25 protein-coding genes and 1 riboswitch are annotated in these 26766 nt (G+C 63.7%); of the genes, 17 read left to right on the top strand and 8 right to left on the bottom strand.

Annotation, left to right across the window (positions count from 1 at the left end; translation table 11 throughout):
• Positions 1-11: 11 nt before the first annotated feature.
• The 5 genes from LB528_RS08660 to LB528_RS08640 all read left to right on the top strand — a co-directional run bounded on the left by LB528_RS08660 (position 12) and on the right by LB528_RS08640 (position 6426).
• The gene (locus LB528_RS08660) at positions 12-1184 is read left to right on the top strand and encodes an acyl-CoA dehydrogenase family protein (RefSeq protein ID WP_224512982.1); all 1173 of its coding nucleotides are present in this window, start codon (positions 12-14) and stop codon (positions 1182-1184) included.
• A gap of 33 nt (positions 1185-1217) precedes the next feature.
• Positions 1218-2426: an acetyl-CoA C-acetyltransferase gene (locus LB528_RS08655; protein ID WP_224512981.1), complete on the top strand. Its 1209-nt coding sequence runs from the start codon at positions 1218-1220 to the stop codon at positions 2424-2426.
• A gap of 12 nt (positions 2427-2438) precedes the next feature.
• Positions 2439-4658: a 3-hydroxyacyl-CoA dehydrogenase NAD-binding domain-containing protein gene (locus LB528_RS08650; RefSeq protein WP_224714532.1), complete on the top strand. Its 2220-nt coding sequence runs from the start codon at positions 2439-2441 to the stop codon at positions 4656-4658.
• Between the two features lie 231 nt (positions 4659-4889).
• A complete protein-coding gene (locus tag LB528_RS08645; RefSeq protein WP_224714531.1) occupies positions 4890-5531 on the top strand; it encodes a helix-turn-helix transcriptional regulator in 642 nt (213 codons plus the stop codon).
• A gap of 10 nt (positions 5532-5541) precedes the next feature.
• A complete protein-coding gene (locus LB528_RS08640; protein WP_411962122.1) occupies positions 5542-6426 on the top strand; it encodes a thermonuclease family protein in 885 nt (294 codons plus the stop codon).
• Here the strand turns inward: LB528_RS08640 and LB528_RS08635 are convergent.
• Positions 6389-8038: a lysine--tRNA ligase gene (locus LB528_RS08635; RefSeq protein ID WP_224714529.1), complete on the bottom strand. Its 1650-nt coding sequence runs from the start codon at positions 8036-8038 to the stop codon at positions 6389-6391. The genes LB528_RS08640 and LB528_RS08635 overlap by 38 nt on opposite strands.
• Positions 8039-8193: 155 nt before the next feature.
• Between LB528_RS08635 and LB528_RS08630 the strand changes: the two genes are divergently transcribed.
• Positions 8194-8607 (top strand): tellurite resistance TerB family protein, encoded by a 414-nt coding sequence (locus LB528_RS08630; protein WP_224714528.1) that lies wholly within the window; start codon positions 8194-8196, stop codon positions 8605-8607.
• 14 nt (positions 8608-8621) lie between these two features.
• Here LB528_RS08630 and LB528_RS08625 read toward each other — a convergent pair whose 3' ends face one another.
• Entirely contained in the window at positions 8622-9443 is an 822-nt protein-coding gene (locus tag LB528_RS08625) for a transporter substrate-binding domain-containing protein (RefSeq protein ID WP_224714547.1), read from the bottom strand.
• Between the two features lie 278 nt (positions 9444-9721).
• Here LB528_RS08625 and LB528_RS08620 point away from each other — a divergent pair, with 278 nt between their 5' ends.
• The 3 genes from LB528_RS08620 to LB528_RS08610 all read left to right on the top strand — a co-directional run bounded on the left by LB528_RS08620 (position 9722) and on the right by LB528_RS08610 (position 11951).
• Entirely contained in the window at positions 9722-10453 is a 732-nt protein-coding gene (locus LB528_RS08620; RefSeq protein ID WP_224714527.1) for a LuxR family transcriptional regulator, read from the top strand.
• A gap of 98 nt (positions 10454-10551) precedes the next feature.
• The gene (locus tag LB528_RS08615; RefSeq protein ID WP_224714526.1) at positions 10552-11190 is read left to right on the top strand and encodes an acyl-homoserine-lactone synthase; all 639 of its coding nucleotides are present in this window, start codon (positions 10552-10554) and stop codon (positions 11188-11190) included.
• A gap of 11 nt (positions 11191-11201) precedes the next feature.
• Positions 11202-11951, top strand: coding sequence for an enoyl-CoA hydratase-related protein (locus tag LB528_RS08610; protein WP_224714525.1), 750 nt, complete (start codon positions 11202-11204; stop codon positions 11949-11951).
• Positions 11952-12054: 103 nt separating this feature from the next.
• Here the strand turns inward: LB528_RS08610 and ppk2 are convergent, their stop codons facing one another.
• A complete protein-coding gene (gene ppk2 / locus LB528_RS08605) occupies positions 12055-12960 on the bottom strand; it encodes a polyphosphate kinase 2 (RefSeq protein WP_224714524.1) in 906 nt (301 codons plus the stop codon).
• A gap of 199 nt (positions 12961-13159) precedes the next feature.
• Here ppk2 and LB528_RS08600 point away from each other — a divergent pair, with 199 nt between their 5' ends.
• The 3 genes from LB528_RS08600 (at position 13160) to LB528_RS08590 (ending at position 16347) form a co-directional block, all read left to right on the top strand.
• Positions 13160-14425, top strand: a complete 1266-nt coding sequence (locus LB528_RS08600) for an ATP-binding protein (RefSeq protein ID WP_224714523.1) — start codon at positions 13160-13162, stop codon at positions 14423-14425.
• Positions 14426-14532: 107 nt separating this feature from the next.
• Positions 14533-15255 carry a phosphate signaling complex protein PhoU gene (gene phoU / locus LB528_RS08595; protein ID WP_224714522.1) on the top strand — a complete coding sequence of 241 codons (723 nt, stop codon included), beginning with the start codon at positions 14533-14535 and terminating at the stop codon, positions 15253-15255.
• Positions 15256-15342: 87 nt separating this feature from the next.
• Entirely contained in the window at positions 15343-16347 is a 1005-nt protein-coding gene (locus LB528_RS08590) for a magnesium and cobalt transport protein CorA (protein WP_224714521.1), read from the top strand.
• 112 nt (positions 16348-16459) lie between these two features.
• On the opposite strand, the gene LB528_RS08585 is transcribed toward LB528_RS08590, so the two are convergent.
• Positions 16460-16978, bottom strand: a complete 519-nt coding sequence (locus LB528_RS08585; RefSeq protein ID WP_224581766.1) for a GcrA family cell cycle regulator — start codon at positions 16976-16978, stop codon at positions 16460-16462.
• 355 nt (positions 16979-17333) lie between these two features.
• Here LB528_RS08585 and LB528_RS08580 point away from each other — a divergent pair, with 355 nt between their 5' ends.
• The 3 genes from LB528_RS08580 to LB528_RS08570 all read left to right on the top strand — a co-directional run bounded on the left by LB528_RS08580 (position 17334) and on the right by LB528_RS08570 (position 20613).
• The gene (locus tag LB528_RS08580; RefSeq protein ID WP_224714520.1) at positions 17334-18533 is read left to right on the top strand and encodes an aspartate aminotransferase family protein; all 1200 of its coding nucleotides are present in this window, start codon (positions 17334-17336) and stop codon (positions 18531-18533) included.
• A gap of 16 nt (positions 18534-18549) precedes the next feature.
• Positions 18550-19461, top strand: a complete 912-nt coding sequence (gene argF / locus LB528_RS08575; protein ID WP_224714519.1) for an ornithine carbamoyltransferase — start codon at positions 18550-18552, stop codon at positions 19459-19461.
• Positions 19462-19584: 123 nt separating this feature from the next.
• Positions 19585-20613: an Hsp33 family molecular chaperone gene (locus tag LB528_RS08570; protein ID WP_224714518.1), complete on the top strand. Its 1029-nt coding sequence runs from the start codon at positions 19585-19587 to the stop codon at positions 20611-20613.
• 191 nt (positions 20614-20804) lie between these two features.
• Here LB528_RS08570 and apaG read toward each other — a convergent pair whose 3' ends face one another.
• The gene (gene apaG / locus LB528_RS08565; protein ID WP_095765893.1) at positions 20805-21197 is read right to left on the bottom strand and encodes a Co2+/Mg2+ efflux protein ApaG; all 393 of its coding nucleotides are present in this window, start codon (positions 21195-21197) and stop codon (positions 20805-20807) included.
• A 325-nt stretch (positions 21198-21522) separates the two neighbouring features.
• On the opposite strand from apaG, the gene LB528_RS08560 reads away from it, so the two are divergent.
• Positions 21523-22659 (top strand): ceramide glucosyltransferase, encoded by a 1137-nt coding sequence (locus LB528_RS08560; protein WP_224714546.1) that lies wholly within the window; start codon positions 21523-21525, stop codon positions 22657-22659.
• A gap of 27 nt (positions 22660-22686) precedes the next feature.
• On the opposite strand, the gene LB528_RS08555 is transcribed toward LB528_RS08560, so the two are convergent.
• On the bottom strand, positions 22687-23877 hold the full coding sequence (locus tag LB528_RS08555) for an O-succinylhomoserine sulfhydrylase (RefSeq protein WP_224512968.1): 1191 nt from the start codon (positions 23875-23877) through the stop codon (positions 22687-22689).
• Between the two features lie 57 nt (positions 23878-23934).
• Positions 23935-24012: riboswitch (SAM riboswitch) on the bottom strand.
• 116 nt (positions 24013-24128) lie between these two features.
• On the opposite strand from LB528_RS08555, the gene LB528_RS08550 reads away from it, so the two are divergent.
• The gene (locus tag LB528_RS08550; protein ID WP_224512966.1) at positions 24129-25223 is read left to right on the top strand and encodes a 2'-deoxycytidine 5'-triphosphate deaminase; all 1095 of its coding nucleotides are present in this window, start codon (positions 24129-24131) and stop codon (positions 25221-25223) included.
• A gap of 23 nt (positions 25224-25246) precedes the next feature.
• On the opposite strand, the gene LB528_RS08545 is transcribed toward LB528_RS08550, so the two are convergent.
• Together LB528_RS08545 and araD1 are read right to left on the bottom strand one after the other, a co-directional pair.
• A complete protein-coding gene (locus tag LB528_RS08545; protein WP_224714517.1) occupies positions 25247-25660 on the bottom strand; it encodes a hypothetical protein in 414 nt (137 codons plus the stop codon).
• Between the two features lie 58 nt (positions 25661-25718).
• Entirely contained in the window at positions 25719-26714 is a 996-nt protein-coding gene (araD1, locus tag LB528_RS08540) for an AraD1 family protein (protein WP_224512962.1), read from the bottom strand.
• Between the last annotated feature and the right edge of the window lie 52 nt (positions 26715-26766).

Below are 26766 nucleotides of genomic sequence, written 5' to 3'. Positions count from 1 at the left end.
CGGAGGAAATCGTGGCGACAAATCCAGCCGAAATTCTTGGTCTTCCGAAGCCCGCCTGGGCGGCGGACGAGGTTGGCATGCTCTACGACATGGCGTCCCGCTTCATGGCAGAGGAGATCGCGCCACGTTACGACGAGTTCGAGAAGAACGAGATGTTCGACCGCGAGAGCTGGCTGAAGGCGGGTGCTGCCGGACTGCTCTGTGCTTCCATGCCGGAGGAATATGGCGGCTCGGGCGGCACCTTCGCGCATGAGAGCGCCATCATCGAGGCAATCGGCCACGTCGGCGTCGACGGCTTCGGCATCGGCCTGCACAATTCGATCGTAGCACCCTACATCCTGCATTACGGTTCGGAAGAGCAGAAACAGAAATGGCTCCCCAAGCTCGCGACTGGCGAGCTGATCGGCGCCATCGCCATGACCGAGCCCGGCGCCGGTTCCGACCTGCAGGGCGTCAAGACCCGCGCCGAGAAGGACGGCAACCATTACAAGATCAGCGGCTCGAAGACCTTCATCACCAACGGCCAGCTTGCCAATCTGATCATCGTCGTCACCAAGACCGATCCCGACAAGGGCGCCAAGGGCACCTCGCTGATCGTCGTCGAGACCGACGAGGTCGAGGGCTTCGAACGCGGCCGCAACCTCGACAAGATAGGTCTGAAGTCGAACGACACCTCGGAGCTGTTCTTCAACGACGTGCGCGTGCCGACCTCCAATCTGCTCGGCGACGAGGAAGGCAAGGGCTTCGTCCAGCTGATGCAGCAACTGCCGCAGGAGCGGCTGCAGATCGGCACCGGGGCGATCGCCATGATCGAGCGGGCGCTGGCGCTGACCATCGACTACGTCAAGGAACGCAAGGCCTTCGGCAAGGCGGTCATCGATTTCCAGAACACCCAGTTCAAGCTGGCCGAATTGAAGACCGAGGCCACGATCGGCCGCGTCTTCTATAATGATTGCGTCGCCCGCCATATCGACGGCGGCCTCGATCCGGTCACCGCCTCGATGGCCAAATACTGGCTCAGCGACCTGCAGGGCAAAGTCGTCGACGAATGCCTTCAACTGCATGGCGGCTATGGCTACATGAATGAATACCCGATCGCCCGCATGTACCGCGACGCCCGCGTCCAGCGCATCTACGGCGGCACCAACGAAATCATGAAATTGCTGATCGGGCGCTCTCTGTGAGCGCAGCGGCCGGCAAAGCCAAGGAGCACGAAAATGACTGAGGCTTACGTCTATGACGCCGTGCGCACGCCGCGCGGCAGGGGCAAGAAGGATGGCTCGCTGCATGAGGTGCCGGCGGTGCGGCTCGCCGCAAGGACGCTCGAAGCGCTGCGCGACCGCAACGGGCTCGACACCGGCAATGTCGACGACATCATCTTCGGTTGCGTCGATCCGGTCGGCGAGGCTGGCTCCGTCATTCCGCGCGCCGCCGCCTTCGAGGCCGGCTACGACACCAAGGCGCCCGGCATGCAGATCTCGCGCTTCTGCGCCTCGGGTCTCGACGCCATCAACTTCGGCGCCGCCAAGATCGCGCAAGGGGCGGACGAGATCGTGATTGCCGGCGGCGTCGAATCCATGTCGCGCGTCGGCATGGGCATGTCGGGCGGCGCCTGGTTCATGGACCCCTCCGTTGGCCTGCCCGGCTGGTTCGTGCCGCAGGGCATCTCGGCCGACCTGATCGCCACCAAATACGGGTTTTCCCGCGATGACGTCGATGCCTACGCCGTCGAGAGCCAGAAGCGCGCCGCCAAGGCCTGGAGTGAGGGCCGTTTCAAGAATTCGGTCATCCCGATCAAGGACCAGAATGGTCTCACCATCCTCGATCATGACGAGCACATGCGGCCCACGACCGACATGCAGTCGCTGGCTTCGCTCAATCCATCCTTCGTCATGCCCGGCGAAATGGGCGGCTTCGACGCGGTCGCCGTGCAGAAGCATCCCGAAGTCGAGGAGGTCAACCACGTCCACCACGCCGGCAATTCCTCCGGCATCGTCGACGGCGCCGCCGCCGTGCTGCTTGGCTCCAAGAAGGCCGGCAAGGCGATGGGGCTGAAGCCGCGCGCCCGCATCCGCGCCTTCGCCAATATCGGTTCCGAACCGGTGCTGATGCTGACCGGTCCGGTCGACGTCACCGGGAAGCTTCTGAAGCGCGCCAAGATGAAGCAGTCGGACATCGACCTGTTCGAGCTCAACGAGGCCTTCGCTTCGGTCGTGCTGCGCTACATGCAGGCTTTCGACATCCCGCATGACCAGATCAACGTCAATGGCGGCGCGATCGCCATGGGTCATCCGCTCGGCGCCACCGGCGCGATGATCCTGGGCACGGTGCTGGACGAGCTGGAGCGCCGCGACTTGAACACCGCGCTGGTCACGCTCTGCATCGGCGCCGGCATGGGCACCGCAACCATCATCGAACGCGTCTGAGGGAGAGAGACGATGAGCTACACCAATTTCACCCTCGACGTCGACGCCGACGGCATTGCGCTGGTCACCTGGGACATGCCGGACCGCTCGATGAACGTCTTCACCGAGGAGGTGATGCGCGAGTTGAACGCCATCGTCGAGAAGGTGACCGGCGATGCAGCTGTCAAGGGCGTCGTCATCACCTCGGGCAAGGACACCTTCTCCGGCGGCGCCGACATCAGCATGCTGCAGAAGATGCTCGCCACCTTCGCCGCCGACAAGGAGAAGGATCTCGAGAAGGCGACCAAGGCGCTGTTCGAGAATGCCGGCTATATGACCGGCCTGTTCCGCAAGATCGAGACTTCCGGCAAGCCTTGGGTGTCGGCGATCAACGGCACCTGCATGGGCGGCGCCTTCGAGATGTCGCTCGCCTGCCACGGCCGCGTCGCCGCCGACAGCGACAAGGTGAAGATGGCGCTTCCCGAGGTGAAGATCGGTATCTTTCCCGGCGCCGGCGGCACCCAGCGCGTGCCGCGGCTGACCGACCAGCAGCAGGCGCTGCAGATGCTGACCACCGGGCAGCACCTGACGCCGCAAAAGGCGAAGGCGATGGGCCTGATCCACGAGATCGCCGAGCCTTCGAAACTGGTGGAGACCGCCAAGGCGATGATCAGGAACGGCTTGAAGCCGGTGGCGCCATGGGACGAGAAGGGCTTCAAGCTGCCGGGCGGGCCGATCTATTCGGCGGCCGGCGCCAATCTCTGGCCGCCGGCCATTGCCATCCTGCGCCGAGAGACCTACGGCAACTATCCGGCCGCGGCCGCGATCCTTAAATGCGTCTATGAAGGCCTGCTGGTGCCGTTCGACACGGCGCTCAGGATCGAGCAACGCTATTTCACCGAGATCATGCAGTCGAAGGAAGCAGCGGCGATGATCCGCTCGCTGTTCGTCTCGCTGCAGGAATTGAACAAGGGCGCGCGCCGCCCCGCCGGCGTGCCGGACACCAAATTCAAGAAGATCGGCATTCTCGGCGCCGGCTTCATGGGCGCCGGCATCGCCTATGTCACCGCGCGTGCCGGCATCCCGGTGGTGCTGCTCGACCGCGATCTGCCGTCGGCCGAGAAGGGCAAGGCGCATTCCGACGGCCTGATGGCCGATCAGGTCAAGAAGGGCCGCGCCAAACCCGAGGAAAAGGACAAGCTTCTGTCGTTGATCACCCCGACGGCGGACTATGCCGACCTTGCCGGGTGCGATCTCGTCGTCGAGGCGGTCTTCGAGGATTCGAGCGTCAAGAAGGAGGCCACCGAGAAGGCCGAAGCGGTGCTGAAATCGTCGGCGATCTTCGCGTCCAACACCTCGACTATCCCCATTACCGCCCTGGCGAAGAATTCGGTGCGGCCGAAGAACTTCATCGGCATCCACTTCTTCTCGCCGGTCGACAAGATGATGCTGGTCGAGATCATCCTCGGCAAGAAGACGGGCGACAAAGCCTTGGCCGTCGCTTTCGACTTCGTGCGTGCCATCAAGAAGACGCCGATCGTGGTCAACGACACGCGCGGCTTCTATGTCAACCGCTGCGTGCTGCGCTACATGTCGGAAGCCTACAAGATGCTGATCGAAGGCGTCCCGGCGCCGATGATCGAGAACGCCGCCAAGGCCGCCGGCATGCCGGTCGGCCCGCTGGCGCTGACCGACGAAACGGCCGTCGACCTTGCCCAGAAGATCATGAAGCAGACCATCAGGGATCTCGGCGACAAGGCCGTCGATCCGAAGCAGATGGCGCTGATCAACACCATGGTCGACACGCATGGCCGCTTCGGCCGCAAGAACGGCAAGGGTTTCTATGACTATCCGGCAAAGCCCGGGAAGAAGAAGCTGTGGCCGGGCTTGAAGGATCTCTATCCGCAGCTGAAGCCCGAGGAGGTCGATTATGAGGAGCTGAAGCAGCGCCTCTTGGTCACCATCGCGCTGGAAGCGGCGCGAGTGATGGAAGAGGGCATCGTCACCGATCCGCGCGAGGCCGATGTAGGCTCGATCCTCGCCTTCGGGTTCGCGCCGTTCACCGGCGGCGCACTGTCCTACATAGACGGCATCGGCGCCAAGCGCTTCGTCAAGATCGCCAAGGGCCTGCAGAAGAAATATGGCGCCGAGTTCAAGGCGCCGAAGCTTCTGCTCGATATGGCCGAGAAGGGCGAGACCTTCTACCAGCGCTTCGACCCCTACCAGAAGGGCGAGGTCAGAGAGGCGGCCTGACGAACGAAGCCGATGTGTGTCTGGGGGCGAATGGCCGTACCATGGCCACGGCGTCGAGCCGTGGCCCCTACAACGTCGGCGATGAAAGCCGGCTCGATCGGTGTGCCGAACCAGGCACATCTGTGCCAGCGTATCACTTTCTATCCCGGTCCATCGCTACTGGTGGACAATGGTGTGGTCGCGCGCTAGACAGGCTTGAGGCATTTTTTCCTGTTTTGAAGGAGAGCGCGCGTGCTCTCACACGACCGCGTCTGGGCCGCAATCGATGCTCTCGCCGAGCGCTATTCGCTATCGGCTTCCGGTCTTGCCCGGCGCGCGGGTCTCGATTCGACGGCCTTCAACAAGTCGAAGCGCCTGTCGTCCGACGGCCGGCCGCGCTGGCCCTCGACGGAGTCGCTAGCCAAGATCATCGAGGCCACCGGCGCTTCGCTCGAGGAATTCACCGGCCTGGTCGAAGGACGCGGCGGCGTCTCCGCCGTCCCCCAGCGCCGCGCCGTACCGTTGCTTGGCTTCGCCCAAGCGGGCGCGGGCGGCTTCTTCGACGATGCCGGCTATCCGGCGGGGCAGGGCTGGGATCTGGTTGAGCTTCCGACGCGGGCGACCGAGACGTCCTACGCGCTGCAGGTGCAGGGCGATTCCATGCTGCCGCTCTACCGCAATGGCGATGTGCTGATCGTCGAACCGGGCGCACCGACGCGCAAGGGCGACCGTGTCGTGGTCAAGACCACCGCCGGCGAGGTGATGGCCAAGGTGCTCGACCGGCAGACGATGAAATCGATCGTGCTGGTTTCGCTCAACCCCGCCCATCCGGACCGTGACATCCCGACGCGCGATATCGAATGGATGGCGCGCATCGTCTGGGCGAGCCAGTAGGGCCAGGCTTATGCGGCTTCTTCAGACAGCCCTGGCGGTTCTGGCAGTTCCCGCGATGGCGGCTCTCGTTGTTGCCGGCGGACACATGGTCAAGGGCCACGAAAGCGCCGTCACGGTCGATCAGATCGATCCCATCGCCGATGCGCTTCCAACCGGCGACGACACCCTTTCCGGTTCTGATGCCGCGCAAGAGCCGGCGACCTCGGCCATTCCCGCGCCGGCCGCGCCGCAGCCACCGAAGCCCGCTGTTCATTCGAGGGCCATCGATCCGGACGTGGTGGCACCGCCGGACCTGTCGGAGCAGGAACTCGAACGGGTGGAGCCGCGGGCACCGCTCAGCGATCTGGCGCTGGCCGGGCCGCCCAAGCCGCCCAAAACGAAGATGCCGGGCGACTGGAACGGCACCAAGCTGTTCCAGCCGGTCGCCACCGCCGCCGGGCTGATCGAGTCGAAGGGCTATGCCGTCGCCGTATCCGGCGTGGATGTCGTCAAGGCCGACGAAACCTGCAGCGACCAGGGCAAGAGCTGGGCCTGCGGCGCCCGCGCCAGGACAGCCTTCCGCGCCTTCCTGCATGGTCGTGCGGTCGCCTGCACGGTGCCGCCGGACGGTGGTCGCGACACCATTTCCGCCGAATGCCATATCGGCAATCAGGACATCGGTCAGTGGCTGGTCGAGAACGGCTGGGCGCGCGCCGCGCAAGGCGGCCCCTATGTCGAGGCCGAGAACAAGGCCCGCACGGCCAGGAAGGGTATTTTCGGCCCGGCGCCGAAGCTTGACGGCCTGCCGGCGCTGCCGGCCGCGTCGGGGCCGGCGCCGGTCCCGACGGATTCGATCCTGCCGGCCGATGGCGACGCCGTTACGCCGCCAACTGACCAGCCAGCGCCCGCTCAATGAGCGCGCGCGTCTCGGCGATGCCGTAAAGCGCGGCGAAGGACCCGAAGCGCGGTCCGCGCTCCTGGCCTATCAGCACCTGATAGATCATCTGGAAGAAGGCGACCGACACGCCGGGCCCGCCTTCCGGGCTCTGCTTGGAATGATCCTGGTAGCGCTCGATCTTGCGCGCCACGTTGAGCGCGGCGTTCTGGATCGCCTCGCCGTCGGCGCCCTGCGGCAGCGCGCCGAGCGCGTCGGAAAGCTTGGCCAGCGCCTCGCGCTCCACTTCGTCGGCGGCGCGGTAGACCTTGGTCGGCTTCACGAAGTCGTCGAAATAGCGGATCGCGTAGCCGGTCAGCCGGTCGAGCTCCGGATGCGTCTTCGGCGTCACGCCCGGCGCATGCCGAGAGATGAAGCCCCACAGCACCGCCTTGTCATGCGCGTTGGAGGCGCTGACCAGGTTCAGCAGCAGCGCGAAGGGCACCGGCAGGTCGATGGCGGGCGGGTTGCCGTCATGCATGTGCCAGACCGGATTGCCGAGCCGCTCCTTCCAGTCCTGGCGCGGATAGGCGCCAAGGAAAGCGTAGTACTCGTCCACCGCCTTCGGGATGACGTCGAAATAGAGCTTCTTCGCCTGCCGCGGCCGCTGGTACATATAGAGGCCGAGGCTCTCCGTCGGCGCGTAGGTCAGCCATTCGTCGATGGTGAGCCCATTGCCCTTCGACTTCGAGATCTTCTGGCCCTCCTCGTCGAGGAACAGCTCGTAGACGAAATGCTCCGGCGCGCGCCCGCCGAGGATGTTGCAGATGCGGTCATAGATCACCGCATTGGTCTGGTGATCCTTGCCGAACATCTCGAAATCGACGCCGAGCGCCGCCCAGCGCATGCCGAAATCCGGCTTCCACTGCAGCTTCACATGGCCACCGGTGACAGGCAGCGTCGTCTCGGTGCCTTCGTCGTCGAAGGTGATGGTGCCGGCCTTGGCGTCGACATTTATCATCGGCACATAAAGCACGCGGCCGCTCTTCGGCGAGATCGGCAAGAACGGGCTGTAGGTCGCCTGGCGCTCCGGCCCGAGCGTCGGCAGCATCACGCCCATGATCTCGTCATAGCGTTCGGCGGCGCGCAGCAGCACCTCGTCGAAACGGCCGGCCTTGTAGTAGTGCGTCGCGCTGGCGAATTCGTAGTCGAAGCCGAACGTATCGAGGAAACGGCAGAGCATCGCATTGTTGTGGTCGGCGAAGCTCGCATAGTCGCCGCCGAACGGGTTGGGCACCGACGTCAGCGGCATATGCAGGTAGGGCTCGAGCGCCGCGCGGTCCGGCACGCTCTCCGGGATCTTGCGCATGCCGTCCATGTCGTCGGAGAAGCACAGAAGCTTGGTCTTGACCTTGTCTTGCGTCAGCACCCGGAAGGCGTGCCGCACCATGGTCGTGCGCGCCACCTCGCCGAAGGTGCCGATATGCGGCAGGCCGGACGGGCCGTAGCCGGTCTCGAACAGGACGGTTTCGGGAAAGTCCTTGTTCTTGTAGCGGGCGATGATCTTCTTGGCTTCCTCGAACGGCCAGGCCTTGCTCTCGGCCGCTGCGGCGAGCATCTCGGGATTGAGATCGATGATGTTTGATCCCGTCATGTCGAAGTTCCAGTCATGGCCGTCGGCGCGGCGGATAAAATTTGTCGACCGGTCTCTAGGCGCGCGAGGCCGGAGCGTCAACGATTTGCGGCGGTTTTCCTTGCGGCACCATAATGGCGTTCCTACGTTGGAGCCTCACTTTCAAGGAGTTTTGAATGCCTTCATTGACGCCGCACGAAGCCCTGATCCACCTGATGGTCATCACATCGGCTTCCGATCGCGACATGCCCGATGTCGAGCTGGCGCGGATCGGCGACGTCGTCCGCTCCTGGCCGGTGTTCGTCGATTTCAACCAGGACAGGCTGGTTCAGGTGGCGCAAGCCTGCCAGAAGGTGCTGCATGAGAAGGGCGGGCTGGAAGGCGTGCTGGCGCGCGTCGCCGAAGCGCTGCCGGATCGGCTGCGCGACACCGCCTACGCCGCTGCTTTCGAGGTTGCCGCAGTCGATCTCGAGATGCGCATGGAGGAGGTGCGCGTCCTGCAACTCATCCGCCTCAAGCTCGATCTCGACACCCTGACGGTGGCCGCGATCGCGCGTGCCGCGAAGGCGCGTCTGCGCCCGCTCACCTAAAGAAGCTGACAGGCCTAAAAAAAGCTCACCGGGAAATAACGCAGATAAAACTCGGCGAAGGTGCCTTTGATCGAGATTTCCTGCAGCGCATAATCGAAAGCGGCGGCAAGCGCGGCGTCGTTCTTGCGGGTGGCGATTGCCATGCCCGAGCCCAGATATTCCGGCGCCAGGTACGGACCGCCGGCGAAGCGGCAGCAGCCGGCGGCGTCGGAGCCGCCCAGCCAGAAGGCAAAGCGCATGCCGTCGCCGAAGGCGGCGTCGATCTTGCCGGCCTTGAGGTCGGCATAGAGGTCTTCCGGTGTGTCGAAAGTCACGACCTGCACGGTGTTGAAGTAATCGCGCAGCATTTTTTCATGCGCCGAGCCGCCGATGACGCCGACCCGCTTGCTGCGCAGCTTGTCGAGGATCGGCTCGGCGAAGGCTTTCGCCTTGGGCATGATGAAGCGGGCCGGGAATTGCATGTAAGAGCGCGAGAAGGCGTATTTCTCCCGGCTCTCCGGTGTCGCGGCGATGCCGGCGATGATCGCCTCGCCTTCGCCTTTCTGGAGGGCGCCCTCCAATTCGTTCCACGGCAACGCCTGCACCTGGCATTTCTCGACGATGCCCAGCTCCGCGCAGATCGCCCGCGCCAGATCGATGTGGAATCCCGACAGCCGGCCCGAGCCGTCCAGGAAGTTGAAGGGCGGAAAATCAGTGGTGGTGAGGAATCTAAGCCGCGGCAGCGCGGAGAGGTCGGGCTTCGGCAGTCGCTCCTTGGCGTCCCATAGTACCGGCACCTGCGGCTCTGCCGCCTGAGTCGCACCGGAAAAGGGCAGCACCCCGCCCAGCACCGACATCAAGGCCGGAAATATCCACCGCAAGATCACGATATGGCTCCGCACCTGCCCCCGTTCCTTGGCTTTTCGTATGAAAACGGGGCAGGCACAACGGTTTTTGATTTCAAGCGGCCGAATTAGGCGTATGCTTTAGCGCGTTTGCAAGTGACCTTGCGTGCCGGGAGGGCAGCTGCCGGCTTTGTTGAGGAGATTGCGACGCGGGGGTTGATGGCGAAGGGGTGTTCGGGCATCTACCGTCGGTAACGAAAAAGCAGAAGCAACATGGGGTAGATGTTGCGATGGGCCTGTTCGACAGAACTCTGGAATACATAGACCAGTTGCAGCATGCCGGCACCGCAGCCGCGGTTTGCGAGCGGCTGCTCGGCGTCACCTCGAACTTCGGCCTGACCGCATTGATGGCGGGAACCGTGCCGCAGCCGGGCACGCCGCGCGGCCGGCAGAAACAGCATGTGATGCTTTGCGATTGGCCCGGCGAATGGCTGGAGCGCTATGTGGCGCGCAACTATGTCGATCACGACCCGGTCGTCAGTCACATGAAGCAGCTTCAGGCGCCGTTCCAATGGCGGGACGCCTCCAAGAATGCCCTGATTGACAAGAGCAGCGACGAAGTCATGGGCGACGCCCGCGAGTTCAAGCTGCGCGACGGCCTGGCGTTTCCGCTGGTCACGCTCGATGGACAGATCGTCATGGTTTCGCTGGGCGGCGAATCCGTTGAATTGTCGGATGCGGAATTCGGAATGGTCTCGCTCGCGTCGACTTATGCGATCGGCCGCGCAATGCAACTGCACACCAAGGCCGACAGCACCATCGATCACATAGAATTGACAGCGCGTGAGCGGGAATGCCTGCAATGGGCGGCCGTCGGCAAGTCCGAATGGGAGATCTCGCAAATCCTCGGCATCTCGGAACACACTTCCGAGAAACACCTTCTTAACGCCAAGAGCAAACTCGGCGCAGCCAACCGGGTGCAGGCGGTCGCGGAGGCGATTAGGCGCGGTTATATTAGCTAGGTCGGCCGTGCCGACCTGGAAATTCTTGCCTGCGCCTTCGCGCAATATTTTAAGGGACATCACGGCCGTATCTTCCTCTCAAGCCCAGGAGACGGCTAATGCTCTTTGCCCTTACCACTCAGGAACTGATGGAACGTCCCGACCTCTGGGAGGCAGTCCATCGCCTGCGCTACAAGATCTTCGTCGAGGAGATGGGATGGACCGATCTTGATCGTCCCGACCAGCTCGAAATCGACCAGTTCGATCATGACGAAGCCGAACACCACCTCGTCATCCGCAACGGCGAACTGGCTGGCTACCAGCGCATGCTGCCGACCACCCGGCCGCATCTTCTGACCGACGTCCTGTCGGATCTCTGCGAGGGTCCGTCCCCCTCGGGGCCGAATGTCTGGGAGCTGACCCGCTATGCGGTGGCTCCAGGTTTTCGCGACGGCAAACGCGGCGTCTCGACGGTCGGCACCGAACTCATCGCCGGCTTCGTCGAATGGGGCCTGAAGCGCAACGTCAACCAGGTCATCATCGAGTTCGAGCCGATGTGGGTGCTGCGCGCTTTGCAACTGCACTTCCTGGCGACGCCGCTCGGCTACCAGCGCACCTATGGCAACCAGCAGGTCGTGGCGACGCTCCTCACCTTCACCGAGCACACGCTCCAGGTCGTGCGGGCCCGCCGCAACCACTTCCTGCCGGTGCTGAACCGGGGCTATCCCGGCCAGCTCGGCCTCAGGCAGGCGTCGTGATGGAGGCGATCATGAGTTTCCATCCTGAACCGGAACTGCGTGGCCATACGCTGGTCGTCACCGTGTCCTCGCATGATGGCCGGCCGGTGCTCGACAGGCATGCCTATGCGAGCCTCGCCAGGACCTTGCACGATGCGGCGGTCAATGACGAGGTCCGCGTCGTCATGCTGCGCGGCCTTGCCGGATGCTTCTGCCTTGGCGGCGACTTCTCGGAGTTCCTGGACGCCACCAAGCACCGAGAGCTGATCGCCGCCGTCACCGACATGTTCCGCATGTTGGCGACCTTCCCCAAGCCGGTGCTTGCCTGCGTCGACGGCGATGCCGTCGGCGTCGGCTGCACAATCCTGTTCCATTGCGACATGGTGATCGCTTCCAGAAACAGCACCTTCAGGGTGCCGTTCGTCGATTTCGGCCTGGTGCCGGACGCGGCGACCAGCATTCTGGCGCCCCAGAAGCTCGGCTATGCCGGCGCCTTCCGCTTCTTCTGCCTGGGCGACACGCTCGGGGCCGAAGACGCCAAGGCGCTCGGCCTGGTCGGCGAGATCGTGACGCAAGGCAATGCCGAGGAGGTAACGCTGGCGAGGGCGAAACAGCTGGCCAAGAAGCCGGTGGCGGCATTGCTGCAGACGCGTAGCCTGCTCAAGGGCGATACGGGCGTCTTATGCGACCGCATCGACCACGAGATCACGCTGTTCCAGCAGGCGCTCCAGGATGACACCACGCTGAAGCGGCTGCAGCGGATCGCTCGCCTGGCCGCCTGAGCGGCAGGCATAAAACATCAGCGCCGCGCGGGAAAGCGCGCGGCGCTGTAATCCGTCTGGAACCGCGTAAAAACGGAAGCCGGCGAATCCCGGTGTAGCAACGCTAGTCTTTGAGGAACCCTGGCCCCTCGCCGATGATCTTCTTGTCGGGCTTGCCGACGGCGTCGAGGTCCCTTCCGTCATAGGGCAGGGAAAGCAGGATACGCTGCATCACCGCGAGCCGGGCGCGGCGCTTGTCATTGGCCCGCACGACGACCCAGGGCGAGAACTCCTTGTGCGTGCGCTCGATCATCTGGTCGCGCGCCTTGGTGTAGTCGTCCCATTTGCTGACGCCGGCGATGTCGATCGGCGAGAACTTCCAGTTCTTCAGCGGCGACCAGCGGCGGTCGTGGAACCGTTCGAGCTGCGTCTCGCGGCCGATATTCAGCCAGAATTTGAAGAAATGGATGCCTTCGTTGCAGATCATCCGCTCGAAATGCGGCGTCTCGTCGAGGAATCTCTCGTGCTGCTCCGGCGTGCAGAACCCCATGACCGGCTCGACGCCGGCGCGGTTGTACCAGGAGCGGTCGAAAGTGACGAACTCGCCCGAAGCCGGGAAATGGTCGACATAGCGCTGGTAATACCATTGCCCGGCCTCCGTCGGCGTCGGCTTGGGCAGCGCGACGTTGCGTGCCGTGCGCGGGTTCATGTATTGCCGCAGCACGAAGATCGTCCCGCCCTTGCCGGCGGCGTCTCTGCCCTCGAACAGTGCCATCACCCGCTTGCCGGTCGCCTGCAGCCAGGCTTGCGCCTTGACCAGTTCGATCTGCAGCCCCTCGAGATCCTTGTCGTAGTCCTTGCCTTTCATCTTCTTGTCGTAAGGATAGCCGCCCGCGGTGAGCTTGTTATCCTCGATCCAGTCAGGCAGCACCGGATTGTCGATGTCGAACGCGCGCTCCTTGCCGCCGATCTTGATCTTGATCGGTGCCGTGGCGGGCACCGCTTCAGCCGTTTCCTTGGCCTTTTTCATCCGGACGAACCTTTCCAGTTTGCGGACTCATGCTATGGAGCCTGTGCAGCGCAGCGCGCATTCGGGCAAAGACGCTGCAACATTTTGATTTTGCGCATGAACCTTCGCGAAAATCGATCCTGATTTCCAGGGTCCCATGCGTCAGGCCGGTCCGGCGAGCCGGCTGACCGGTCGAACGGGATGCGGGTGGCGCGGACCTATGGCAGAGACGGGCGCGGGACGAGACAACAAGGAGCAAGCCTTGGCGGCGCGGCTGTCGCGCAACCGCTGGCTGCTTGGCGCGGGTGTTCTCGCGGTCCTTGCCGTTTATTTTTTCGCCGGCGTCTCCGTCTATGTGCTGGTGCTAGCCCTGGCGGCGCTCGCGGCCGCGGCGACGCTGCCCACGGATGCCGGACGCCAGCCAGCCGATGCAGGAGCAGCGATCGAGGCAAGCGGGCTGCAGAGCCTATCGGGCGAGTATCTGGCGGCCGCGGTCGCCGATCCGCTGATCATCTTTGACCACTCCGCCACCATCGTTCACGCCAACGCTGCCGCCTTCGCCGCCTTCGGCGGGCTAGCGCCTGGCATGTCGCTGTCATTGAAATTCCGCGCGCCGGAAATGCAGGCGCTGCTGGATGGCATCCTGTCGGGACAGGTCGCCGCCGATGCGGTCGACTACACCGAAAAGCTGCCGGTGGAACGGACCTATCGGGTCAGCGCGTCCACGGTCGGCCATGCCACCGGCCTTTACGTGTTGGTGTTCAAGGATCAGAGCGAGACGCGCCGCATCGACCGCATGCGGGCCGATTTCATTGCCAATGCCAGCCACGAGCTGCGCACACCGCTCGCCTCGATCGCCGGCTTCATCGAGACGCTGCGCGGGCCGGCCCGCAACGATGCGGCGGCGCGCGACCAGTTCCTGCAGATCATGCAGAACCAGACCGGCCGCATGGCCCGGCTGATCGACGATCTGCTCTCGCTGTCGCGGTTGGAAATGAAGCCCTATTTAGGGCCGGGCACGGAAGTCGACCTTCGCCAGACGATGGACAGCGTCATCGATTCGCTCGGGCCGCTGGCTGGTGAGAATGGCGTCGTCATCGAGCGAGAGTTCGCCGATGGGGCGCTTGTCGTTCCTGGCGATCGCGACGAACTGTTCCAGGTTTTCGAGAATCTCCTGGAGAACGCCTGCAAATACGGCCAGTCGGGCGGGCGCGTCACCGTATCGATCGCCGGCAGCGAGGATGGCCAACAGCCGGGCTTCGACGTCACGATAAGGGACTATGGTCCGGGCATCGCCGAAGAACACATCCCGCGCATCACCGAGCGTTTCTACCGCGTCGATGTCGAAAGCAGCCGCACCCAGAAAGGCACCGGGCTTGGCCTTTCGATCGTCAAGCATATATTGACCCGTCATAACGCAAGACTGTCCATCAAGTCGGAAGTCGGCAAGGGCGCGGCGTTCACGGTTCATTTGCCGGCTCGCTGATCGTATATCGGTTGCTAACCGTGAATTTCTTCATTCTGTCATGCGGTTCATGTATCAGCGACGGATGAGGGAAAGCACCAGCCGGCACAAACCGGGAAGGCATATCCATGCAGTCCGTCCATATCGTCAGTGCCTATGACGAAGAACTGAAATATCTGTCGAAGCGCATCGCCGCGATGGGCGGGCATGCCGAGCGCATGGTCGAACAGGCGGTGGCGGCTCTGGTGAACGTCGATCACGGCCTCGCCCAGAAGGTCATCCAGGACGATCTCGTCCTCGACGAGGGGCAGCGCGAGATCGACGACAAGGCCATCATCATCATCGCCAGGCGCCAGCCGATGGCGACGGACCTTCGCGAGATCGTCGGCGCCATCCGCATCTCGGCCGATATCGAGCGTGTCGGCGATTTGGGCAAGAACGTCGCCAAGCGCGTTGCCTCGGTCGACGGCCGCCAGCCGAACAGCCTTTTCCGCGGTATCGAGGCGCTTGCCAACCTGGCGCTGACGCAGCTCAAGGAAGTGCTCGACGTCTATGCCTCGCGCTCGGTCGAGAGGATCGGCTTCGTGCGCGACAGGGACGACCAGATCGACGCCATGTACACCTCGCTGTTTCGCGAGCTTTTGACCTATATGATGGAAGATCCGCGCAACATCACGCCCTGTACGCATCTTCTGTTCTGCGCCAAGAACATCGAGCGCATCGGCGACCATGCCACCAACATCGCCGAGACGATCTACTACATCGTCACGGGCGACCAGATGCCCGCCGACCGGCCGAAGGGCGACAGGACCGACAAGATCGTGCTTCCCGGCACGGTGCCGGCTAAGTGAACGGGCGGCTCTCGAACGGCTTTCTGATTTAGGTTAAGCTCCTCCAGGGACAGCGATTTTGTCAGTCGCAGTCTCGGGAGGTTTGCGATGGAACAAGTTCGGAACCTGACCCCGGCCCCAACGTCCGGCATCATAGCATCCAGCGTCTATTCGGGCGGCAAGCGCGTCGCCGACATCGCCATCGAACAGGCCGGCGAATGGGCGGCAAAACCCGGCCATGTCGTCTGGATCGGCCTGCTCGAGCCCGATCGCAACCTTCTGCTCAGGGTGCAGGCGCAGTTCCATCTGCATGACCTTGCGATCGAGGACGCCGAGCATCCGCATGCGCGCCCGAAGATCGAGCAATATGGCGACGCCCTCTTCATCGTTGCCCGCACCGCGCAATTGATCGACGGCCGCGTCACCTTCGGCGAGACGCATCTGTTCGTCGGCACCGGCTACATCGTCAGCGTCCGGCACGGGCCGTCGACCTCCTACGCCGCCGTTCGCCAGCATTGGGAAAGCTGCCCGCATTCGCTGGCCAAGGGTGAGGATTTCGTCCTCTACGCCATCCTCGATTTCATCGTCGACAACTACATGCCGGTGCTGGAGCAGATCGAGGACGAGGTCGAGGCGATCGAGGACAAGGTGCTTTTGAAGCCGATGACCGGTTCTGACATCGAGCGTCTGTACATGCTGCGCCGCGATCTGCTGCGCCTGCGCAATGCGGCCCTGCCGCTGGTCGAGGTCTGCCGTCGGCTGACCAGCGCCGATCTGCCGCAGATCCATGCCGCCATGCATCCGCTGTTTCGCGACGTGACCGACCATATCCGCACCGTTCAGGAAAAGATCGATAGCCTGCGCGAGGTTCTGGCCTTCGCTTTCGAAGCGAGCCTGCTCGTGGGACAGAGCCAGGAAACCGCCATTTCCAAGAAGCTCGCCTCATGGGCCGCTATCCTGGCGGTGCCGACAGCCTTCGCCGGCATCTACGGCATGAACTTCTCCGACATGCCGGAACTGAAGATGGAATATGGCTATCCGACAGTCCTGGTAGCCATCGCGCTGATCTGCGCGTTCCTGTACTGGCGGTTCAAGAAGAATGGATGGCTGTGAAGGGGAGGGAGTAGGGCAGTAAGGGAGTAGGTAATACGGAGCGATTGACTGGCGAGACGTCGCGCGTGAAGCGCTTTTTCTCCTACTCCCCTACTGCCTGACTCCCCTAATCTTACCTTGCCCTGCGCCGCTCCGCCGCCGGCTGGAACGCGACCCGTGAATGATACTTGCAATAGGGTCCCGTTTCGGCGGCGTCGTTGCCGCAGAAGCTGAAGTCTTCCGAGAGCGGATCGCCGTTCGGCCATTTGCAGGTCCGTTCGTTCAGTTCGACGAGCTGCAGGTTGCGCGAGATCGGCACCACGACATTCTCGACCGGGCGGATATAGTGGCGCGCGACCGGCTCGGCGTCGAACTGCACCTGCAGCGCGGTGGCGCCGATCGTCGTCGTCACGTGACGTGTGGCGCTTGCGGCGCGGGTCACCGATTTCTGCATCGAGGCGCCTTGCGTCGCCTTTTTCTGGCGCGCCGGGGCGGCCGTCGCGCGGCCGCGGCCCGACAGCTTCAGGCGATGCACCTTGCCGATGACGGCGTTACGGCTCACTCCGCCAAGCTGTGCGGCAATCTGGCTGGCACTCAGGCCCTCCGACCACAATTTCCTGAGAAGTTCTACCCGCTCGTCAGTCCAATTCATGGGGCGCGCTCCTGCTGAGGCGTGCGGTAGTCAGAATCTGTTCCCGACCCGGCTCTCGCCGGGCAAACGACACCACATATACCGGGTGATTAGGTCCGCCGCACGAAATCTAGTTATTTCTCGACTACAAATACCTTATGCGCTGACTCGGTGACAAGAGTCCCCGGGGCAACACGATTCGGTTTTTTCGGTTTTCCCCAACTTGCCGCTCTACTTATGAGCCGGCATGGCGTCAGGGCTTGGCCACGCGCTTCTGCATGACGTTTTCGTTGACTTCATGGCCGAAAAACATGATAAGCCGCAAAGGCCGCCGCATTGGCGGCTTTTTTGATTTCCGGTTCCGGAGACGCATATAATGAGCGGTTCGGCGCTTTACGAGACCTTTGCTCGCGCACCCCTGGCTTTCGACCGTGGGGAGGGGACGTGGCTGGTCACCGACAAGGGCGAGCGATATCTCGACTTCGCGGGCGGTATCGCGGTGAATTCGCTGGGCCACAGCCATCCGCATCTGGTCGCAGCACTCACCGAACAGGCCGCCAAGCTCTGGCACGTCTCCAATCTCTACGAGATCCCGGAACAGCGCCGGCTGGGCGAGCGACTGGTTGACGCCACCTTCGCCGACAAGGTGTTCTTCACCAATTCCGGCGCCGAGGCGCTGGAATGCGCCATCAAGACGGCCAGGCGCTATCATTTCGTCAAGGGCCATCCCGAGCGTTTCCGCATCATCACCTTCGAGGGCGCCTTCCACGGCCGCACCCTGGCGACGATCGCCGCCGGCGGCCAATACAAATATCTCGAAGGCTTCGGCCCGAAGGTCGAGGGCTTCGACCAGGTGGCTTACGACGACATCGATGCGGCCGAAAAGGCGATCACACCGGAGACCGCGGCAATCCTGATCGAGCCGGTGCAGGGCGAGGGCGGCATCCGCCCGGTGCCGACGCAGTCCTTGAAGCGACTGCGGCAGCTTTGCGACCAGCACGGCCTGCTTTTGATCTTTGACGAGGTCCAATGCGGCATCGGCCGCACCGGCAAATTGTTCGCGCATGAATGGGCCGGCGTCACGCCCGACCTGATGGCGATCGCCAAGGGCATCGGCGGCGGCTTCCCGATGGGCGCCTGCCTTGCCACGGATGAGGCGGCGACCGGCATGACGGCCGGCGTGCACGGCACCACCTTCGGCGGCAATCCGCTGGCGATGGCGGTCGGCAACGCCGTGCTCGACGTGGTGCTGGCCGACGGCTTCCTCGAGGACGTGCAGCGCAAGGCGCTGCTTCTGAAGCAGGGACTGGCCGGGGTCGCGGATGAATTTCCCGAGGTCATCGAGAACATCAGGGGAACCGGCCTGATGCTCGGGCTGAAATGCGCCATGCCCAACACCAAGGTGAACATGGCGCTGCGCGACCAGCACCTGCTTGCCGTGCCGGCGGGCGACAATGTCATCCGCCTCCTGCCGCCGCTGACCGTCACCGACGAGGAGATCGGCGAAGCGCTGGAGCGCATTCGCGCCGGCGCCAAGGGCCTGACCGACGCGATTGTGGCCGAAGCCGCGAAATAATTTCTGGAACCTGCCGATGAGTGTTCGCCACTTCACCGATCTATCCGCCGTTTCGGCGGGCGACCTGCGCATCATGCTGGATGACGCGGTGGCGCGAAAGACCAGGCTTAAGGCGGGTGAACGTTCAAAACCGCTCGACGGCAAGGTGCTGGCCATGATCTTCGACAAACCGTCGACGCGCACACGCGTGTCCTTCGATGTCGGCATGCGCCAGCTCGGCGGCGAAACCATCATGCTGACCGGCACCGAGATGCAGCTCGGCCGCTCGGAGACCATTGCCGACACGGCAAAAGTGCTGTCGCGCTATGTCGACGCCATCATGATCCGCACCACCTCGCATGACCGGCTGCTGGAGCTCACCGAGAACGCCGCCGTTCCGGTCATCAACGGGCTGACCGACGACACACATCCCTGCCAGCTCATGGCCGACATCATGACCTATGAAGAGCATCGCGGTCCGGTGGCCGGCAAGACCTTCGCCTGGACCGGCGACGGCAACAATGTGCTGCATTCGCTGCTCGAAGCCTCGGCACGGTTCCGCTTCAACCTCAATGTCGCGGTGCCGGAGGGCAGCGAGCCTTTCGAGAAATATGTCGACTGGTCGAAAGCCAATGGCGGCAAGGTCCGGTTTGCCAAGTCGGCCGAGGAAGCCGTCGACCAGGCCGACTGCGTCGTCACCGACAGCTGGGTGTCGATGGGGCAGGAGCACCGCGCCCGCGGCCACAACGTCTTCCTGCCCTATCAGGTGAATGCGGCGCTGATGGCAAAGGCCAAGCCCGATGCGTTGTTCATGCACTGCCTGCCGGCGCATCGCGGTGAGGAAGTCACCGACGAGGTGATCGACGGGCCGCATTCGGTGGTCTTCGATGAGGCCGAGAACCGGCTGCACGCCCAGAAGGCGGTGCTGGCCTGGTGTCTGGGCGCTTGATAAGGGCGGACCTGACCGCTTCCGGCCCGATCGGGGTCAACTTGATCTGGGGATACGTGATGCCTATCTGCGGGCCATCACGTAAATTGAACGCGCTTCGACGCATGCGGCTCATTGGGCGGCATGGCTGCGCCCCGGAGTTTTGTCATGTTGGAAACCCATACCTTGCCTGAGCACAAACCCCAACTCGGTGAATTCGGCTTCGCTGGCGACGATCACGTCGTGCCTTACGAGGTCGCGCCGCTCGATGTGCGCGGCCGCACCGTGCAGCTTGGGCCGATGCTCGACGCCATCTTGAGCCGCCACAATTATCCTGAGCCGGTCGCCCGCCTGCTGGCGGAGGCCTGCGTGCTCACCGTGCTGCTCGGCACCTCGCTGAAGTTCGAAGGCAAGTTCATCCTGCAGACCCGCACCGACGGTCCGGTCGACATGCTGGTGGCCGATTTCGCCACGCCGCATGCGCTGCGCGCCTATGCGCGCTTCGACGCTGACCGGCTGCAGGCGCTGACCGCCGCCGGCGAGACCTCGCAGCAGACGCTGCTTGGCAATGGCGTGCTGGCTCTGACCATCGACCAGGGCGCGCATATGCAGCGCTACCAGGGTATCGTCCAGCTCGACGGCACCTCGCTGGAGGACGCCGCGCGCACCTATTTCCGCCAGTCGGAGCAGATCCCGACGGAGATCAAGATGTCGGTCGCCAAGCTGGTGACGCCCGGACCGGCCGGCGCGCGCGAGCAGTGGCGCGCCGGCGGCATCCTTGCGCAGTTCCTGCCGCAGGCGCCGGAGCGCATGCGCGTTCCCGATATTTCGGGCGGCGACGGCGACGACCGTGAGCTGACGGACCATCCGGCCGACAATTCCTGGCAGGAATTGCTGGCGCTGCTCGGCACCATCGAGCCGACGGAGCTGATCGACCCGACGGTGGGCGCCGAGCGGCTGCTCTACCGGCTGTTCCATGAGCATGGCGTACGCGTTTTCAGCAGTGTGCCGGTCGCCGATCAGTGCTCCTGCTCGCGCGAAAAGATCCGCGGCATTCTGGAAGGGTTTTCGGCCGAGGAGATCAAGGACTCGACCGAGGACGGCGGCATCCACGTCGCCTGCGAGTTCTGCTCGACGCAATACGACTTCGATCCGGCCGAGTTCGCGAAGTAGCGTCTTTACTTTCTCACCGTTCTACGGGGAGAAGGTGCCCGAAGGGCGGACGAGGGGCGGCGCCAAGGTTGGCGGTGATACGTCCGCCGTGGCGAAGCTGTTCTCCGCCTCAAGGAAATCTCAGAAGCCCGGCGCTGCCCCTCATTGCCCTGCCGGGCATTTCTCCCCGTATAGAGACGGGGAGAAAAACGCTAATTCACCGTCCGCCTTGTCCCCGGCATATCCAGCGAAAACGCCGGAATGGCGATGTCGAACGTCTCGCCGCGGCCGTTGCGCATCGTGTAATGGCCGACCATGATGCCCGACGGCGTCGAGAGCGGGCAGCCTGAAGTGTATTGATAGCTGTCGCCGGGATTGAGTTCCGGCTGATCGCCGACGACGCCGGCGCCGCGGACCTCCTCGACCCGGCCCTGGCCGTCCGTGATGTGCCAATAGCGCGACACAAGCTGCACGAATTCGTCGGAGCGGTTGTCGATCGTCACCTGATAGCCCCAGACATAGCGGTTCTCGGACGGATCGGAGCGGTCCTCCAGATAGAAGGGCCTGACCAGCACTTCGATGTTGCGCGTCACTGCGCGATACATGGGCCACTCCGGTTGCCGCTGCGGAATATATGTCACGCTCCGCTCCTATTAGACGTAGCGCCGACCATCCTGCCAGCCTTGTAAGCGCAGGTGCCGAAAAACAATGTCATTTAAGTGACATACGACAATGTTGGTGTGCACAGACCGTGCCGGGCGACTCGGGCGCTCTGCAACTGATGAAACGACGGCATGCGGCCTAGAGGAATTCCAGGAAAAATGTGAGCGGTTTTCCGTCCGGAATTGCGTGAAAACAAAGAGATAGACGGGTTCGCCGTTTCCGTGAAATGGTGAACTCCCTATCGAGGAGTAACCAGATCTCGATGGACTGACTATCGCAGCCGGCCTGACTTCGTCAGCCCTTCTTCTCTTCAATCTTGCCAGCATCCTGCTCGCCTCGTCGCGGCTGAAACGGCGCCATGTGATTGCGCCGCCCGCCGGCGCGCAGCCGGTCTCGATCATCGTTCCCTCGCGCGGCGCCGAGCCGTTCACGCAGGAGACCCTGCAGCGCGCCTTCTCGCTCGACTGGCCGCGTTATGAGCTGATCTTCTGTGTCGCGCATGCCGACGACCCGGTAGTGAGGCTCATCAATGCGGCGATCGCGCGCCACCCCACGGTTCCGGCGCGGCTCCTGATCGGCGATGACCGCACCAGCGCCAATCCCAAGCTCAACAATTGCGTCAAGGGCTGGCAGGCGGCGCGGCACGATTGGGTGATCCTCGCCGATTCCAACGTGCTGATGCCGCGGGACTATGTCCAGCACCTGATGGCGGCATGGCGGCCGGACAACGGCCTCGTCTGCTCGACGCCGATCGGCTCGCGGCCGGACGGTTTTTGGGCGGAAGTCGAGTGCGCCTTCCTCAACACGCTGCAGGCGCGCTGGCAGTATGCCGGCGAGGCGCTCGGCCTCGGCTTCGCCCAAGGCAAGAGCATGCTGTGGAACAAGCCGATGCTCGACGCCAATGGCGGCATCCAGGCTTTGGCCGCCGAGATCGCCGAGGATGCGGCGGCCACCAAGCTGGTCAATGGGCTTGGCCTTCGCGTCAATCTCGTCGCCTCGCCTTTCGAGCAGCCGCTCGGCCAGCGCAAGCTCGCCGAGATCTGGTCGCGCCAGACGCGCTGGGCGCGGCTTCGGCGGGTTACATTCGCACTGTTCTTCGCGCCGGAGATTCTGACCGGCGCGGCGATGCCGCTGCTGCTGGCGCTGCTTGCCGCGGCAGGCGCCGGCGTCAGCCTGCCCACAACGGCCTTGTGCGTGCTGGCGGTCGCCTACCTGCCGGAGTGCCTGCTGGCCTCCGCCAAGGGTTGGTACCTGTCGCCGCGCAGCATCACCGCGATGATCGTGCGCGACTTCATGCTGCCCGCCATCTGGGCGCGCGCCTGGTTCGGCGGTGCCGTCGAATGGCGCGGCAATGCCATGACCATCCGCACCAAGGCGATGACCGAGCTGGAGGAGCTCGCCTGAGGCTCCGGCCGCGGCGGTCTCAGCCTTCTATTTTGCCGCCTTGAGCGCCTGTTCGACGTCTTCCAGCAGATCGTCCGTGTCCTCCAGACCGACGGAGAGCCTGAGCGTGCCGGGGCCGATGCCGAGCTCGGCGCGCGCCTCGTCGCTGAGGTTCTTGTGCGTCGTCGTCGCCGGATGGGTGATCAGGCTCTTAGCGTCGCCGAGATTGTTCGAGATCAGCACGATGTCGAGCGCGTTCTGGAAGGCGAAGGCCGCCTGCTTGCCGCCCTTGACGTCGAGGCAGATCAACGTCGAGCCGCCAGACATCTGCTTCTTGACGACGTCCGCCTGCGGGTGATCCGCCCGGCCCGGGTAGATGACGCGGGCAATCTCCGGCCGCTCGGCCAGGAAATCGGCGATCTTGCCGGCGCTCTCCGTCTGCTGGCGCACGCGCAGCGGCAGCGTCTCCAGGCCTTTGAGCAGCGTCCAGGCGTTGAAGGGCGACAGGCTCGGGCCGGTGTGGCGGAAATAGTCGTGCAGGTTCTCGTCGATCCACTTCTTGTCCGACAGAATGACGCCGCCCAGGCAGCGGCCCTGGCCGTCTATATGCTTGGTCGCCGAATAGACGACGATATGGGCGCCGAGCAGCAAGGGCTTCTGCTGCAGCGGCGTGGCGAAGACATTGTCGACGATCACCCGCGCCCCGATCGAATTGGCGAGCTTGGCGACCGCGGCGATGTCGACCACCTCCAGCGTCGGATTGGTAGGGCTTTCCAGGAAGAACAGCTTGGTGTTCGGCCTTACCGCTTTTTCCCAATTGGCGATGTCGGTGCCGTCGACCAGCGTCGCCTGGATGCCGTAGCGCGGTGCCAGCGTCTCGACCACCCAGCGACAGGAACCGAACAGCGCCCGCGCCGCAACGATGTGGTCGCCGGCCTTCACGCTGCACAGCAGCGCGGCGGAAACGGCGGCCATGCCGGAGGCGGTGGCGCGGGCATCCTCGGCGTCTTCCAGAGCGCACATGCGCTTTTCGAACATGTCGACGGTCGGGTTGGCGTAGCGCGAATAGATGAAGCCCGGCTCCTCGCCCTTGAAGCGAGCCTCCGCAGCCTGCGCCGTCTCATAGACATAGCCTTGGGTGAGATACATCGCCTCGGAGGTCTCGCCGAAGCCGGAACGCAACGTTCCGCCATGCACGAGTGCCGTCTGAGGTTTCCAATTGCGCTTCTTGATGCTCATAGCCCTGCTTTCAGACACAAAAAAACCGGCCGCGAAGTCGCAACCGGGTCCATATAGCCTTGCGGCTCGACGGTCCTTTAGCGACTTGTTTAACGTGGCTGCAAGCCGACCGGCCAAATCACCACGGGATAACGACCCTTTAGACCCGCGCCGTGCTTGCGTCAATTGCCGGCTTCATTAAGAGGTTTGTACCAGCCGGGCGGCAAGAGCCAGCTTAGATCCTCGCCCGGCCTTGTGAACGGAGCCAGCCTTTGCGGCAGACAGGCATTCTTCCGGATCAGGACATCGCGGCGCTGTTTCAATCCGGCGCGCTGAAGTCGCCGCGCGCGCTGGACTCGGACCAGATACAGCCGGCCAGCCTTGATCTGAGGCTCGGCGACAAGGCGTTTCGCGTGCGCGCTTCCTTTCTGCCGGGGCCTGATCATCTGGTCGCCGACAAGCTCGACCGGTTGAAGCTGCATGAGATCGGCCTCGCCGAGGGGGCGGTGCTGGAAACAGGCTGCGTCTACATCGTGCCGCTGCTCGAAAGCCTGGCGCTGCCTTCGAACGTGTCGGCCTCGGCCAATCCGAAGAGCTCGACCGGGCGTCTCGACATTTTCACCCGGGTGATGACCGATCGCGGCCACGAGTTCGACAAGATCGCCGCCGGCTATCACGGGCCACTCTATCTCGAGGTCAGCCCGCGCACCTTCCCGATCGTCGTGCGCGCCGGCTCGCGCCTTTCGCAGATACGCTTCCGCACCGGCAATGCGGTGCTGTCGGAGAGTGAGCTGCGCGACCTTCACCGCGCCGAGATGCTGGTCGCCACCGAGCCTCCCAATATTTCCGGCGGCGGCATCGCGCTGTCGATCGATCTCGACGGCGACAAGGACGGTCTCGTCGGTTATCGCGGCAAGCACCACACCGGCCTGGTCGACGTCGACAAGCGCGCCGCCCAGGATGTCGTCGATTTCTGGGAGCCGATCTACAAGAGCGGCGCCGGCGAACTGGTGCTCGATCCCGACGAATTCTACATCCTGGTCTCACGCGAAGCAGTGCATGTACCGCCGCTCTACGCTGCCGAGATGACGCCGTTCGATCCGCTGGTCGGCGAGTTCCGCGTCCACTATGCCGGCTTCTTCGATCCGGGCTTCGGCCATTCCGCCGCCGGCGGCAGCGGCAGCCGCGCGGTGCTCGAAGTGCGCAGCCACGAGGTGCCTTTTATCCTCGATCACGGCCAGATCGTCGGCCGCCTAGTCTACGAGCATATGCTGAAGCGCCCGCAGGCGCTTTACGGCACCGATCTCGGCTCGAACTATCAGGCGCAGGGCCTGAAGCTTTCCAAGCATTTCAGGGCAGCGCGGTGAGCGCCGCTGAGTTCGGTTGGCAGTCAGCCGCGAAACAGAAATCGTTGAGCTGCGCCCAGACAGGCGTGAAAGTGGCCGATGTAGAGCAGCTCGCGCTCAGCCAGGCGCTTCCTGCCCCAAAACCCTTCGGTTTGCTTGGTCTCATCAAGCTGGGAGCTTGAGCCCGCCCGCAGGGGGAACAACTGCTTGTCGAGGCATCCGAGGACATAGGCTCGCGCGGAGTCTATGCCGCAGGCCTTGGCCTTGTCGTTCAGTTTGTCGGCGCGCAGCGCGGACGTTATCCGATCCGCATTGCGCATCAAAAAGGTCACTTGCGGTTTCGAGTAGCCGGTGGCGAGAAGCTGGCTCGTCATCCCCGATCGGGCTTGGCTGTAGGACTTCGGGCTGCATTTGGCGGCGCTGTGAGCCGTGGAAGACATGCAGGCGAGGGCAAGCATCAAGCCCACCAACACAGCGCCGATCCGCTTCCGGTCCATTTCCTCCCAGGCCTTGGCGCTACAGCGCCTTCACCGCCACCTTCACCGGCTTCTCGATCTCCAGCGGATTGCGCAGCGGCAGGCCGAAATCCGGCGCCTCGATCTCGAACGTATCGCCGGCCTCCGTCTTGATGCCGTCAGCGAAGGAGAGCGTCGCGGTGCCGAACATATGCACATGCACGTCGCCCGGCTGCCGGAACGCCGAATATTTGAAATGGTGGTGCTCGAGATTGGCAATGGTGTGCGACATGTTCGCCTCGCCCGACAGGAACGGCTTTTCCCAGAGCAGCTTGCCGTCGCGCCAGATGCGCGAGGCGCCGCGAATGTCGGCGGGCAGGTCGCCGATCAAGATTTCAGGGCCGAACGAGGCATTGCGCAGCTTGGAATGGGCGAGGAACAGATAATTCACCCGCTCGGTGACGTGATCGGAGAACTCGTTCGACAGCGTGAAGCCGACGCGGAACGGCGCGCCGTCATCGCCGATCACATAGATGCCGGCGATCTCGGGCTCCTCGCCGCCGTCTTGCGCGAAGGCCGGAGACATCAGCGGCGCGCCCGGCGCCACCGCCATCGTGCCGTTGCCCTTGTAGAACCATTCCGGCTGCACGCCGACCTGGCCTTTGGCCGGCTTGCCACCTTCGAGACCCATGCGGAACATCTTCATGGAATCGGTGAGTTCCGCCTCGCCGCCCTCGCTGAGCTTCTTGTGCATGGAATCGCGCGTTGCCGCGGAGCCGAGATGCGTCAGCCCCGTGCCGGTGAGATGCAGGTGCGCGGGATCCGGATGGTTGATCGGCGAGACCAGCCTGCCCCTCTTATAGACGGCATCGAGATCGACCGTCTCGCCATAGCCCTTGCGCTCGATCAATGCCTCGAGGCCTGTGCCGGTGCGCGCGGCCTCCATGGCCAGCGAATAGACGCTGCGCGCGCCATTGATGACCCTGGTCTTGCCGCCGCCATTGCGGGCGACGACGCGGATCGTCTCGGCGTCGTCGAGGATCTGGGAGATCAGCATGTTCAATCCTCTCTCATTTCTACGGCTGCCTGCGGGCAAACCTTACCGGGCG

Source organism: Mesorhizobium sp. CA4, assembly GCF_020165075.1.
Lineage (GTDB): Bacteria > Pseudomonadota > Alphaproteobacteria > Rhizobiales > Rhizobiaceae > Mesorhizobium.
Note: the sequence above shows the minus strand (reverse complement) of the source record. Positions and strands in the feature narration are given on the sequence as shown.

Excerpts from the sequence above, each read along its gene's own strand:
- LB528_RS08655 (WP_224512981.1), top strand. The coding sequence starts at position 1,218 with ATGACTGAGGCTTACGTCTATGACGCCGTGCGCACGCCGCGCGGCAGG.
- LB528_RS08650 (WP_224714532.1), top strand. The coding sequence starts at position 2,439 with ATGAGCTACACCAATTTCACCCTCGACGTCGACGCCGACGGCATTGCG.
- LB528_RS08640 (WP_411962122.1), top strand. The coding sequence starts at position 5,542 with ATGCGGCTTCTTCAGACAGCCCTGGCGGTTCTGGCAGTTCCCGCGATG.
- LB528_RS08635 (WP_224714529.1), bottom strand. The coding sequence starts at position 8,038 with ATGACGGGATCAAACATCATCGATCTCAATCCCGAGATGCTCGCCGCA.
- LB528_RS08630 (WP_224714528.1), top strand. The coding sequence starts at position 8,194 with ATGCCTTCATTGACGCCGCACGAAGCCCTGATCCACCTGATGGTCATC.
- LB528_RS08625 (WP_224714547.1), bottom strand. The coding sequence starts at position 9,443 with ATGTCGGTGCTGGGCGGGGTGCTGCCCTTTTCCGGTGCGACTCAGGCG.
- LB528_RS08620 (WP_224714527.1), top strand. The coding sequence starts at position 9,722 with ATGGGCCTGTTCGACAGAACTCTGGAATACATAGACCAGTTGCAGCAT.
- LB528_RS08615 (WP_224714526.1), top strand. The coding sequence starts at position 10,552 with ATGCTCTTTGCCCTTACCACTCAGGAACTGATGGAACGTCCCGACCTC.
- LB528_RS08610 (WP_224714525.1), top strand. The coding sequence starts at position 11,202 with ATGAGTTTCCATCCTGAACCGGAACTGCGTGGCCATACGCTGGTCGTC.
- ppk2 (WP_224714524.1), bottom strand. The coding sequence starts at position 12,960 with ATGAAAAAGGCCAAGGAAACGGCTGAAGCGGTGCCCGCCACGGCACCG.
- LB528_RS08600 (WP_224714523.1), top strand. The coding sequence starts at position 13,160 with ATGGCAGAGACGGGCGCGGGACGAGACAACAAGGAGCAAGCCTTGGCG.
- phoU (WP_224714522.1), top strand. The coding sequence starts at position 14,533 with ATGCAGTCCGTCCATATCGTCAGTGCCTATGACGAAGAACTGAAATAT.
- LB528_RS08590 (WP_224714521.1), top strand. The coding sequence starts at position 15,343 with ATGGAACAAGTTCGGAACCTGACCCCGGCCCCAACGTCCGGCATCATA.
- LB528_RS08585 (WP_224581766.1), bottom strand. The coding sequence starts at position 16,978 with ATGAATTGGACTGACGAGCGGGTAGAACTTCTCAGGAAATTGTGGTCG.
- LB528_RS08580 (WP_224714520.1), top strand. The coding sequence starts at position 17,334 with ATGAGCGGTTCGGCGCTTTACGAGACCTTTGCTCGCGCACCCCTGGCT.
- argF (WP_224714519.1), top strand. The coding sequence starts at position 18,550 with ATGAGTGTTCGCCACTTCACCGATCTATCCGCCGTTTCGGCGGGCGAC.
- LB528_RS08570 (WP_224714518.1), top strand. The coding sequence starts at position 19,585 with ATGGCTGCGCCCCGGAGTTTTGTCATGTTGGAAACCCATACCTTGCCT.
- apaG (WP_095765893.1), bottom strand. The coding sequence starts at position 21,197 with ATGTATCGCGCAGTGACGCGCAACATCGAAGTGCTGGTCAGGCCCTTC.
- LB528_RS08555 (WP_224512968.1), bottom strand. The coding sequence starts at position 23,877 with ATGAGCATCAAGAAGCGCAATTGGAAACCTCAGACGGCACTCGTGCAT.
- LB528_RS08545 (WP_224714517.1), bottom strand. The coding sequence starts at position 25,660 with ATGCTTGCCCTCGCCTGCATGTCTTCCACGGCTCACAGCGCCGCCAAA.
- araD1 (WP_224512962.1), bottom strand. The coding sequence starts at position 26,714 with ATGCTGATCTCCCAGATCCTCGACGACGCCGAGACGATCCGCGTCGTC.